Source organism: Paenibacillus luteus (assembly GCF_006542765.1).
GTDB lineage: Bacteria > Bacillota > Bacilli > Paenibacillales > Paenibacillaceae > Pristimantibacillus > Pristimantibacillus luteus.
In genome coordinates, this window is record NZ_SKCD01000030.1 from 31,219 (window position 1) to 43,625 (window position 12,407).

8 protein-coding genes are annotated in these 12,407 nt (G+C 47.6%); 6 read left to right on the top strand and 2 right to left on the bottom strand.

What is annotated here, in order from left to right:
• The first annotated feature begins 1 nt into the window (after window position 1).
• Window positions 2-394: an iron chaperone gene (locus tag E0496_RS21660; RefSeq protein ID WP_141503878.1), complete on the top strand. Its 393-nt coding sequence runs from the start codon at window positions 2-4 to the stop codon at window positions 392-394.
• Between the two features lie 55 nt (window positions 395-449).
• Here E0496_RS21660 and E0496_RS21665 read toward each other — a convergent pair whose 3' ends face one another.
• Window positions 450-662, bottom strand: coding sequence for a sensor histidine kinase (locus E0496_RS21665; RefSeq protein WP_241674924.1), 213 nt, complete (start codon window positions 660-662; stop codon window positions 450-452).
• Between the two features lie 38 nt (window positions 663-700).
• A complete protein-coding gene (locus tag E0496_RS21670) occupies window positions 701-1,678 on the bottom strand; it encodes a LysR family transcriptional regulator (protein ID WP_141503880.1) in 978 nt (325 codons plus the stop codon).
• A gap of 187 nt (window positions 1,679-1,865) precedes the next feature.
• On the opposite strand from E0496_RS21670, the gene E0496_RS21675 reads away from it, so the two are divergent.
• The 5 genes from E0496_RS21675 to E0496_RS36940 all read left to right on the top strand — a co-directional run bounded on the left by E0496_RS21675 (window position 1,866) and on the right by E0496_RS36940 (window position 12,341).
• Complete coding sequence (locus tag E0496_RS21675) at window positions 1,866-3,116, top strand: APC family permease (RefSeq protein ID WP_161601514.1); 1,251 nt, start codon at window positions 1,866-1,868, stop codon at window positions 3,114-3,116.
• A 289-nt stretch (window positions 3,117-3,405) separates the two neighbouring features.
• A complete protein-coding gene (locus E0496_RS21680) occupies window positions 3,406-10,422 on the top strand; it encodes an S-layer homology domain-containing protein (RefSeq protein ID WP_161601515.1) in 7,017 nt (2,338 codons plus the stop codon).
• A gap of 237 nt (window positions 10,423-10,659) precedes the next feature.
• Entirely contained in the window at window positions 10,660-11,115 is a 456-nt protein-coding gene (locus tag E0496_RS21685; RefSeq protein WP_141503883.1) for a macro domain-containing protein, read from the top strand.
• Window positions 11,116-11,490: 375 nt separating this feature from the next.
• On the top strand, window positions 11,491-12,072 hold the full coding sequence (locus tag E0496_RS21690) for a GNAT family N-acetyltransferase (protein ID WP_139991844.1): 582 nt from the start codon (window positions 11,491-11,493) through the stop codon (window positions 12,070-12,072).
• Between the two features lie 146 nt (window positions 12,073-12,218).
• On the top strand, window positions 12,219-12,341 hold the full coding sequence (locus E0496_RS36940) for a hypothetical protein (RefSeq protein WP_256709976.1): 123 nt from the start codon (window positions 12,219-12,221) through the stop codon (window positions 12,339-12,341).
• Window positions 12,342-12,407: the final 66 nt, after the last annotated feature.

Here is a 12,407-nt window from a genome sequence, read left to right on the forward strand (position 1 = left end):
CATGGAAGAAAATAAAACCACATTTGAAACGATTGATCAGTACATCGCTAATTTCCCTTCCGAGATTCAGGATATATTGGAGAAGATACGAAGTGTGATAAAGAAGGCTGCACCGGAAGCTACTGAAAAAATCGGTTATCAAATGCCGACCTTCGTGCTCCATGGGAATCTTGTTCATTTTGCAGCTTACAAAAATCATATCGGCTTATATCCGGCTCCAAGCGGAATTGAGGCCTTTAAACAGCAATTATCCCCGTTTAAAGGGGCAAAAGGGTCGATTCGCTTCCCTTTAGACGAGCCGATACCTTACGAATTAATTGGTGAGATCGTAAAATACAGAGTGGCTGAGAATATTGAAAAAGCCACGAACAAGAAAGTGAAAAAAAAGAAATAGGGAGATTAGATGCTGTGGTTCCTCTGCCGCATCTAATCTCCCTATTCCGTTCTTCTTAAGCTTTGGGAAGAAGCAACTGGAACGCCGTTCCTTGAGGCGAGCTTTCCTCCAAGGCAAGCTTTCCGCCCATGGCGTTCGTAAGCATTTGGCTGAAGGTCAGCCCAAGTCCGAGCCCGCGCACCTCAAGCTGTTTGTTCGTCCCCCGGTAAAACCTTTCAAAAAGCTTCGCTTGCTCATCCTCAGGATTGCGAGAGCCCGTATCCTTCACTTGAATGGTATCATACTATGGCTGTGAAAGTGGTCCATTTAAGCAAGTGTAGGCTTGCTGTTTTTTTGTTCAACTGCTCTAACCTTCTCGGTGTAAAGGATCGCTTTGTCAATAGAGTCCTTCAGCTTTTCCACAAACATTTCGGATTCCGTGCTTAAATTTCGGTTTTTGAGTTTGATCCAGCCGAGCCGCATGGTGTCCCCATAATCCTCTAAAGGAATGGACATCATGCGGCTATCCATGAACTCTTCGACAAGAAGTCCGCTGCCTGTGGAGACGACATCGGTGTTGCATATCATGTTTACGGCTGTAGCTCTGTCGTTGACGACGATGATCCTATCCGGTTGGCGGGCGGGAATCAAATTAAACTCCTCTGAGAAATCAATCGACTCTCCTTGCTTATGCTCAAACGACATATAGATAAAAGGGTAAAGCTCGTCCGCTTTCAAAGCTTTCTTCACCGATAAGGGATGCCCCTTTCGAACGTAAACGCAGGGCTGAATTTTCTTCAAGAGATGAAATTCAAGGCCGCGTAAAGCGAGAAACCGCTTGATCACCTTGTCCGTCAAATTTGAGGTGAAGATGACGCCAATGTCAGAAATAGATGAATAAACGTCTTCAATCACTTTATCCATGCTTGTTTCCCGAATGGTAAAGTTAAAGCGGGGGTTATTCATCTGGTTGACCAGCTGTACAAAGGCGTCCACGGCGAAGGGATACCGCTGGGTAGAGATTGAGAACTGTGCCTCGGGCTCCAAATGATTGGAAGCATAGAGGCTCTCGATGTATTCCTTACGCTCGAGCAAAGAGCTTGCGTAGCTTAGAAACTGTCGCCCTTCTACCGTTAGTTCCACTCCTTGATTGCTTCGTTTGAAAATAGAAATATTAAGCTCCGTTTCAAGCTCTTTCAGAGCGCTGCTAATACTGGATTGAGAGACAAACAGCTTGCTCGCTGCTTTGTTAATCGAGCCGCACCTTGCAATCTCGGCTACGTATTTCATTTGCTGAAAGGTCATGCCTCGTCATCCTCCTGCTTATCGTTAATATCATTCTATTTCACTCCCTATCGAGGGTCAATTTGTTATCGGTAAAATCGATAACAAACCATGTGTTTTATGTTTAAACGCATGACTGATCGTCACGGTATAATTTTAGTTGAAACCTATCATGAGAAGGTTTTCTAGCAGAAGGGACGTAAAGGGAATGAAGCAGAAGAAGATGGGAGCATTCGGGCTGAGCGGCTTGATCATCGGCCCCATATTAGGATCAGGTATTTTAATCTTACCACCAATCGTACATAACATAGCGAAGGATTGGGCCATTCTGGCATGGGCATTGATCATCGTTGTCAGTTTTATCGTCGCTTTTATCTTTGGATTTATTAGTATACAATTTCCGGGAGATGGCGGCGCCACCCAGGCCATTGAGCGTGTTTTCGGTGCCCAAGTGAAACGGTTAGCGGCTTTTTATCTTATTATTGGGGTTACCTTTGGCGCAGCTGCGGTGCTGCTTACGGCTGGGCAATATATGGAGAAGCTGAATTTTGCATCAGCATTAACGGTTAGTTACTTCTTGCTGCCGATCTGTACGGGGATGTTGCTGGCACGAATTAATATTTTAGGAAAAATCGCGTTTGTCATGTCCATCATTGCGGCTGCTGTATTGTTTCTTGGCGGTGCAAAAAGCTTGCTGGATCATCCTAAATCGATGGCGATTGCCAGAAGCTTCGACTTTTCGGATTTTAGTTATGCGCTGCTTATTTTGTTTTGGACCATATTTGGCTGGGAAATTATCGGTAACTACAGTGCGGATGTGATTGAACCTAAGAAAACGATCACCAAAGCAATATTTATTAGCATTATCGCCATTTCAGCCGTTAATTTGGTGGTGGCGGCTTCCATCCAGTGGACAGATACCAGCATGTATGGGGATGGTGGATTAACGATAACGGTCATTCTCTACGCTTTATTTGGAAAGATGAGTAATCTCATTATGGCGGTGCTTGCGCTATTTCTTTGCTCATCCACCTATTTTCTATATGTCGGAGGGATATCGAGGCTTGCGGCCTCCTTGGCAAAAGAGAAGGTGCTTCCTTCCCTATTAGGCAAACGTACGAAGCAGGAGGTGCCGTATGTTGCGGTTATTGCGATCGTCTTGTTGAATGCCATCGTGCTTCTACTTGTTCAAGTCAAGATTTTCGACTTAGAGAAGCTTGTGGCATTCGCTAACAGCTTTTTGACCATCAACGCCTTGATTGGTATCTTGGCCGGAATCGTCCTCATTAAGAACAAATTCATTAAGCTTAGCGGAGCGGTTCTTGCCTTATTTATTATCGGCATGTTAGCCTTTCATTCTTCTATCCTATCCATAGCTATTATTGTTGTCTTGGGACTATATTATGGCTACAAACAAATGGCTGCCAACCGGCAAAAAGTAAGGTTAGCTTCATCATAATAAATGTAGAGGGTGAGGGGCTGAGCTCCTCTTTTTTTGTTTGCATTTGGAATATAAGTTCCTAATTTGTAAACGGTTTCCGGGACTCTTTTTTTGAAAAAAAGTGCAAGAAAAAGTGTAGAAAAAATTTTGTGAAAAGAGGCATAAAATGCTAAAGGATTTCCAAGAGGGATGTCGAATTTGATACTTGTATTTGTCGAATCTTGTTAGTTGATCGAGGGGGAATCGGACAGAAAGGAATCGGATAGGTTGGCGTTTTGAAAATAAGATAAACATGGAGGGTAGACTAGTGAAAATTTTTAAAGTAAGCCAATTATTATCCCTATTGCTCACGATTGTTATCGTGTGGTCCGCTATTATTCCTAGTACATATGCTGCGGCCGGGCCGGATAGTTTTACGACACACAGCGAGACGATGCTGCCAGGTTCTTCGATGAAGTCGGTAGCCTACGGCAACAATATTTACGTATCGGTCGGATATTACGGCGCAATCATTAATTCGCTAGATGCGGAGCAATGGAAAAATGTAAAAACTAAAGCAGATAATACTACGTATACAGGCGTTACAGCTCCAGAAAGCTTTATGTTTAATGGGGTTGCATATGGCAACGGAATATTTGTCGCAGTTGGCAACGAAGGCGTTATTTTAACGTCTGCTGACGGGGAAAGCTGGACTCAGCAAGTATCCACAGTATCGGCAAGTATCTCTGACGTTGTCTTTTTGACGTTTAATGGCAGCAGTGCGTTCTATGCGCTCCTTAAAGGGAAATTGCTAACCTCGGCGAACGGGCAGACCTGGACTACGCTTACCCCTACGGGGTTGAACTCTGATTACTTTTTGACGAGAGTAACAGTAGGCAATAACGGAACGAAATTGGCGGTTGGCGACGACCGCGGCAAGATTTATTCTACGACAAATGGTTCGACATGGACTTCGGCGCAACCTATGCAGCCTAATTCGGCGCCGTCTACCGGCACGAACATGCTTGTCTGGATGAAGGATCGTTATTTTGTTTCAGACCCAAGCGCTTATATTTGGACGTCTACTGATTTGGTGAATTTCACTTTAATGGGCGCTCCTTTTAAACAAACGGCTATGCAGGTCGATAATCAAATGTTTGATGGCTTCTATGACGGAAGCAATTATTATATGTTCGGTTTCGACCGTACCACCGGCTATGGCGCTGTGTACACATCGGCGAATGGTACGGCATGGACAATGCAGCCCTTTACGAACAGTTTTGTTGCCCAGCGGGCTTTTTATGTAAATGGAAAATATTTCAGAGCAGGTAACGAAGGCTTGCTCGTTGCATCCAATGGAAGCGATTGGAGCCACAAGTGGGGCGGCAGCTTCAACGAAATTATCTATGACGGAACGCAGTACATTGCTGTAGGACAGCAAGGGAACGATGGAACAATCTGGACGTCGACCGATTTGGCTTCATGGAGCAAGGTGCCTCTGGCAGCCTGGACGACAGCTTTCAAGGCTGCCGCCATCGGAAATGGCATATATGTTGCTGTAGGCGGGGAAAATCCCTCATCCACGTGGAAAACAAGCCTTGCGACTTCTAGCAACGGTACTTCATGGACGCAAGGTACAGGTTTATCCAACACAGTGAACGCTTATGACTTGGCTTTCGGGAATGGGAAATTCGTTGTTGTTGGGGTTGAAGGAGCTCACCAAGCGATAAGGACGTCCTCGGACGGCATAACGTGGAGCGAGCCTGCACAAATTCCTTCAACATCCATACAAAGCCTCTATTCGGTAACCTACGCTAACAATATGTTTATCGCTTTAGGCAATAGCTATAATAACCAAGGTCATGTGGTAGCTGTAGCGATATGGACATCTGCGGATGGTGAAACCTGGACGGATCGCTCTAGCAATTATCCAGAGCCGACGGATGGATTAATTAATATTATTTTTGATGGAAGCAAGTATATCTTATTAGGCAACAACGGGGATTATAATGTGCTCTCGCGTACAAGCGATGATCTGACAACATGGAGCGCTGCCTCCGTCACCGATGCTTACACTTATTATGGCGCATCCACGATGGTAGCTCAGAAAGGCAGCAACATTTACACGATCGTATCCGATGCTAATTATTTCCCTGTACTCTATTATTCTAATGATCAAGGCCAAAACTGGCAGGATGCTGGCGTTGCATTTACAGGCAACTACCCGCTGGCCCTAATGGAAATGGCTAATAGAGTAATTATCTCAGGTTCATCTCAATTAGTGATAGCAACTTCCGGCTCTGCTCCTGTTACAGATAGTACGCTTAGTACAAGCGTGGCTAGCTTTGATAAGGAAGCATCCGCTCAAGCAGACGTAAGTGTCACCCTGACATTGAATGGCAATACGTTAACGGGAATAAGCAACGGTGCATCCCCCTTGTCTCTGGGGACCGATTATACGGTTTCCGGCGATGTAGTAACGATTCATAAAGCTTATTTGGCAAGTCAGGCTGACGGGCTATTGAGCCTTTCGTTTGAATTTAGCGCGGGCGCTGCCCAGCCGCTCGCAGTTACAGTGAGAGATACGGCTCCACCTTCTGCGCCAAGCGTAACGGCAAATGATGCAGCCAACACGATCACAGGTTTGAATACCACGATGGAATACAAAGTGGACGGTGGCAGCTACGTAAAATACGACGGAACGAATGCGCCAGACCTCTCTGGCTCGCACACGGTTCTTGTTCGCGTAGCAGAAGATGCAGCAAGCGGAAAGCCGGCAGGAGCAGCGACGACGTTGACGTTTACGCCAAACCCGCCAGCTCCAGCTGCGCCTAACGTAACGGCAAATGATGCAGCGAACACCATCACAGGATTGAATAACACGATGGAGTTTAAAGTGGATGGCGGCAGCTATGTGAAATATGACGGATCGAATGTACCAGATTTGTCCGGTTCGCATACCGTCCTCGTTCGCGTCGTTGAAGATGCTCTAACTGGAACGCCAGCGGGAGCAGTAACCACGCTAACATTTACACCAAATCCACCAGCACCAGCCGCGCCTAGCGTGTCGGCTAACGATGCGGCGAACACCATCATAGGTTTGAATAACACGATGGAGTTTAAGGTGGATGGCGGCAGCTATGTGAAATATGACGGAACGAATGCGCCAGACTTAACGGGTTCGCATACTGTGCTTGTGCGTATTCCGGCAGACTTGACTACAGGTACGCCAGCGGGAGCGGATGCGACGTTGACATTCACGCCAAATCCGCCAGCACCAGCTGCACCGAACGTAACAGCTAATGATGCGGCGAACACCATCACAGGTTTGAATACCACGATGGAGTTTAAAGTGGATGGCGGCGCCTATGTGAAATATGACGGAACGAATGCACCGGATTTGGCTGGTTCGCACACCGTCCTCGTTCGTATCGTTGAAGACGAAGTAACTGGAACGCCAGCAGGAGCGGAGAAGACATTAACGTTTACGCCAAACCCGCCAGCGCCAGCTGCGCCAAACGTTACGGCTAACGATGCAGCGAACACCATTATGGGCTTAAATACAACGATGGAGTTTAAAGTGGATGGCGGCAGCTATGTGAAATACACAGGCTCGAATGCGCCAGATCTTACGGGCTCGCACACGGTTCTTGTTCGCGTAGCCGAAGATACGTTAACCGGAACGCCAGCAGGAGCGGAGAAGACATTAACGTTTACACCGAACCCGCCAGCACCGGCTGCGCCAAACGTTACGGCTAACGATGCAGCGAACACCATCACAGGTTTGAGTACAACGATGGAGTTTAAAGTGGACAACGGCAGCTATGTGAAATACACGGGCTCGAATGCGCCAGTTCTATCTGGCTCGCACACGGTTCTTGTTCGCGTAGCCGAAGACACGCTAACCGGAACGCCAGCAGGAGCGGAGAAGACATTAACGTTTACACCAAACCCGCCAGCGCCAGCTGCACCTAGCGTAACGGCTAACGATGCAGCGAACACCATCACAGATTTGGATGCAACGATGGAGTTTAAAGTGGACGGTGGTAGCTATGTGAAATACACAGGCTCGAATGCGCCAGATCTATCTGGCTCGCATACGGTTCTTGTTCGGGTAGCCGAAGACACGTTAACTGGAACGCCAGCAGGAGCGGATGCGACTTTGACTTTCACACCGAATCCGCCAGCGCCAGCTGCACCTAGCGTAACGGCTAACGATGCAGAGAACACCATCAATGGTTTGGATACAACGATGGAGTTTAAAGTAGACAACGGCAGCTATGTGAAATATGACGGAACGAATGCGCCGGATTTAACTGGAGCGCATACCGTGCTTGTCCGTATCCCAGCAGACTTAATGACGGGTACGCCAGCAGGAGCGGATAAGACCCTGACGTTTACAACGAATCCGCCAGCGCCAGCCGCGCCAAACGTAACGGCTAACGATGCAGCGAACACCATCAATGGTTTGGATACGACGATGGAGTTTAAAGTGGATGGCGGCAGCTATGTGAAATATGACGGAACGAATGCGCCAGTTTTATCCGGTGCGCACACCGTACTTGTTCGAATTCCAGCAGACCTAGCGACAGGCACGCCAGCAGGGGCGGATAAGACCCTGACATTTACAACGAATCCGCCAGCACCAGCTGCGCCTAGCGTAACAGCGAATGATGCAGCGAACACCATCACAGGCTTGAATGCGACGATGGAGTTTAAAGTGGATGGCGGCAGCTATGTGAAGTATGACGGAACGAATGCGCCAGATTTAGCGGGTTCCCACACCGTCCTTGTACGCGTAGCGGAAGATGCGTTAACCGGCACGCCAGCAGGAGCAGCAATCTCGTTGACGTTTACGCCGAACCCGCCAGCACCAGCCGCACCAAACGTAACGGCTGACGATGCAGCGAACACCATCACAGGTTTGAATACAACGATGGAGTTTAAGGTAGACAACGGCAGCTATGTAAAATATGACGGAACGAATGCGCCAGACTTGTCAGGTGCGCACACTGTACTTGTTCGCGTAGTCGAAGATTTGGTAACTGGAACGCCAGCGGGAGCAGCAAGCACGCTGACATTCACACCAAACCCGCCAGCGCCAGCAGCACCTAGCGTAACGGCTAACGATGCAGCGAACACCATCAATGGTTTGGATATGACGATGGAGTTTAAAGTGGATAGCGGCAGCTATGTGAAATATGACGGAACGAATGCGCCAGACTTGTCTGGAGCGCATACCGTGCTTGTACGTATCCCAGCAGACTTGGCGACGGGTACGCCAGCAGGAGCAGTGAAGACCCTCACGTTTACACAGAACCCGCCAGCGCCAGCTGCGCCTAGCGTAACAGCGAATGATGCAGCGAACACCATCACAGGCTTGAATGCGACGATGGAGTTTAAAGTGGATGGTGGCAGCTATGTGAAGTATGACGGAACGAATGCGCCAGATTTATCTGGAGCACATACCGTTCTTGTACGCATAGCGGAAGATGCGGTAACCGGAACGCCAGCAGGAGCCGCGGCGACCTTGGCGTTTACGCCAAACCCGCCAGCGCCAGCAGCACCTAGCGTAACAGCAAATGACACAACGAACACCATCACGGGCTTGAATACGACGATGGAGTTTAAAGTGGACGGTGGCAGCTATGTGAAGTATGACGGAACGAATGCTCCGAATTTAACAGGCACGAATACTGTGCTTGTACGTATTGCAGCAGATGCTGCAACGGGTACTCCAGCGGGCGCAGAAACCATATTGACGTTTGTTCCAAATCTACCGTCAACGCCAACGAATGTATCGGCGACTGCTGGAAATGGACAGGCAATCGTTACGTTTACAGTGCCGACAATTAGCGGCGATAGCCCGATTACGGGTTATGAGGTAACGGCGCTGCCTGGTAATCTTATTTTAACGGGAACAGGGAGCACGGTTACTTTCACAGGTTTGACTAACGGTACAAGCTATACGTTCACGGTGAAGGCTATCAACGCATCGGGATCAAGTGCCGCTTCGGCAGCCTCTCAGGCTGTGATTCCTGTTGCACCGACGCCTACGACTCCTCCTGTCACCACAACGCCTCCGGCATCTACAACGGATGTGGATGTTTTGGTGAATGGCAAGATCGAGAAAGCAGGTACAGCTACAACGACGCAAGTAAATAACCAATCGGTTACGACGATAGCTGTTGACCAGAAGAAGCTGGATGAGAAGCTTGCGGCAGAAGGACAGCATTCCGTGGTTACCATTCCGGTGAATGTGAAATCCGATGTTATCGTAGGCGAATTGAACGGCCAAATGATCAAAAACATGGAGAACAAGCAAGCCGTTCTGGAAATTAGGACAGAAAAAGCGACATACACGCTGCCTGCGGAGCAAATAAACATTAATGCTATTCTTGCTCAGCTTGGAACAAACGTAGCGCTGCAGGATATTATTATTCATATTGAGATTTCAGTTCCATTAGCAGACACGTTTAAATTGGTTGAAAATGCAGCGCTTAAAGGTGAGTTTGACCTTGTACTTCCTCCGCTGGACTTTACAGTTACAGCCCAATCAGGAACAAAGGTTATAGACATCACCAAGTTTAATGCTTATATCGAGCGCAAGATTGCTTTGCCGGACAATGTAGATCCTAATAAAATTACGACGGGTATCGTCGTTGAGCCGGATGGAACGGTACGCCACGTGCCGACGAAGATCGTGAAAGAAGAAGGTAAATATTTTGCCATCGTGAACAGCCTTACAAACAGCACATATACGGTTGTATGGCATCCAATCGAGTTTACGGATGTAGCGAAGCATTGGGCGAAGGATGCGGTTAATGATATGGGTTCAAGACTCATCATCAACGGCGTTGGGAATGACGTATTCAACCCTAACCAAGATATTACGCGCGCCGAATTTGCGGCTATTATCGTACGTGGACTAGGACTTGAATTGGATAAAGGAACCGCGCCTTTCTCGGATATCAAAAGCTCCGACTGGTATGCAGCAGCTATACAGACTGCTTACTCGTATGGAATAATCACCGGATTCGCGGACGGTACCTTTAAACCGCAAGAAAAGATTACACGCGAGCAAGCGATGGTCATGATCGCCAAAGCGATGAAGATTACCGAGCTTCAATCGAAGCTTGCAGCAGGAGGCACGGCGGAAATGCTAACTCCATTCAATGACATGGCTAGCGTCTCCGCATGGGCCAAAGACAGCGTTCTAGCTTGCTTGCAAGCAGGAGTTGTTACAGGCAGAAGCAGCGTTTGGATTGCACCTAAAGAAAATATGACCCGTGCAGAGGTAGCGGCGATCGTCCAACGGTTGCTGCAGAAATCTGATCTGATCTAAATCTAACATGTAAACAGAAGCATCCCGAAGATGGTTATCCCAAAAGCAGCTGGAAAGCTGCTAGAGGGATAACCTTTTTTGTTTCTTGTCTCATAACTACAATTAAAATTTCTTTAATAGAAGATCAAACATGATTAGGATTAGGATTCCGAACCTCCACCTCAATAGCATTATGTTATGATAGAAGTTCATTCATATAGCAAAATGAATCCATATCCAATAAAGGTTGTGAGCAGAATGGCCGTAAAAATAATCCAAGGCGATCTAACGAATGCTAAGGAGGATATTCTAGGACATCAGGTTAACTGCCAGGGCGTCATGGGCTCCGGCATCGCTAGAGTCATTCGAACGAAATATCCGGAGGCTTATCATGCTTTTATAGAGAAATCCAAAAGCACGTCAAATAAAAAAAAGCTGCTAGGCGAATGTCATTTGATCGACGGCAAGGGCGATAAGAAGATAGCCAACCTGTTTGGTCAGTTTTATTATGGCAAGAGCAGTCAACTTTATACCGATTATGATGCCTTGCGCAAAGCGCTAACGACGCTTAAACAAAAAGCAGCCGAAGCTCAATTGAGCGTGGCATTGCCTTATAATATCGGCTGCGGTTTGGCGAATGGAGATTGGAACGTTGTGAGTAACATCATTGCAGAAGTGTTCGAGGACTATGAGGTAACGTTGTATCAATTGTAATGGAGCGAAATTAGCGTAATGAAGCGTTAGGAGCTTCGCCGTTGCGATAAGATTCGTTGAGCCCCTTAGTAGGAGTAGGGGAATAATTGCATCTAAATGCATCAAACAGCCGAAATCCCTTAAAATAGAGGGACAAATTCCCGCTATATTGGTTGAACGAAAGAAATGTAGCTTTTGCATAGCGAGGAGATCGTTTTGGAGAAATGAAAAGGTTGCCATTGCAACTGGATTCTTACCTTTAAATGTCTAACATGATCAAAGAATCGGGCTGGAGCCTTTATCGTAAGAATAATCAATTCCCGCAGCGACTAAACGCAAGTTTTTCGTTCTAGGTATGCTGATAAGACGAATGTGAAGGTAATGGAGGTAAGACGCATGTCTGCGAATACGCACACGGATCCGATTGGGACCATACTAAACGATATTAAAGTGTTTCAAGCAAAGCCAGAGGATACGGCGGAGGTACTTGAGCTGCTGATTCAGACGGCGCAATGGCTGAAGAGCAAAGGCTCTACGCAATGGGGCGGGCTGCTGCATGGCGTGGATTCCCATCAGACTCCGGAAGCAATTAAACGCGGCGAAGTCTACATATTCATACAGGGCAGTGTGTTGGTAGGGATGGTTATGCTAATGCAGCAGGCAAGCGCGTGGGACCGGGAGCTTTGGGGCGACGAGGGGCATGAGAACTCCGTGTATCTGCACCGCCTTAATATTAACCGTGAGGCGGCCGGCAAGGACTTGGGCGAGGCCATCGTACATTGGGCGGATTCGGGTATCCATTTTTCAGGCAAGGACCGCATCCGGCTGGATTGCATCGCCAACAATGAGAAGCTGAACCGCTTTTACCTGAACTGTGGTTACACCTTCATAGGCTCGGCGACGAACGCCTCTGGCGAGTTTAATAAATATGAGAAGCTAGTCAAGTCTCACGGCGGCCTTAAGCGCACTCGCTCCTAGGAGACCTTAGCGTAAGCAGCACTCAAGTTAGCATTGGTGATAAGATTTCCACCGATGGCTTCTTGCAGTCCAGTCTAATTTCCCTGCTTAGAACAGCGTCCAAGAGGGTATATTCATAAAAAGACATACCCAAGGAGGCAGCCATCATGAGCAAGAAAAAGGTGTTGTTTACTGCAATCGGAATGGGAGTCACCTATCTGATGCGAAACAAAGATGCGCGCGATAAGCTGAAGCATGCGGTTCAATCTTTTACGAAGAAGAATCGATAACAAAACAAAAAGAAGCCCGAGCAGAGATCATCGTCTGCTCGGGCTTCTTTCAATTGCTGCTGCTTC

Bases quoted from the DNA above. Each gene is read 5' to 3' on its own strand.
- E0496_RS21660 (WP_141503878.1), top strand. From the start codon at position 2: ATGGAAGAAAATAAAACCACATTTGAAACGATTGATCAGTACATCGCT.
- E0496_RS21670 (WP_141503880.1), bottom strand. From the start codon at position 1,678: ATGACCTTTCAGCAAATGAAATACGTAGCCGAGATTGCAAGGTGCGGC.
- E0496_RS21675 (WP_161601514.1), top strand. From the start codon at position 1,866: ATGAAGCAGAAGAAGATGGGAGCATTCGGGCTGAGCGGCTTGATCATC.
- E0496_RS21685 (WP_141503883.1), top strand. From the start codon at position 10,660: ATGGCCGTAAAAATAATCCAAGGCGATCTAACGAATGCTAAGGAGGAT.
- E0496_RS21690 (WP_139991844.1), top strand. From the start codon at position 11,491: ATGTCTGCGAATACGCACACGGATCCGATTGGGACCATACTAAACGAT.
- E0496_RS36940 (WP_256709976.1), top strand. From the start codon at position 12,219: ATGAGCAAGAAAAAGGTGTTGTTTACTGCAATCGGAATGGGAGTCACC.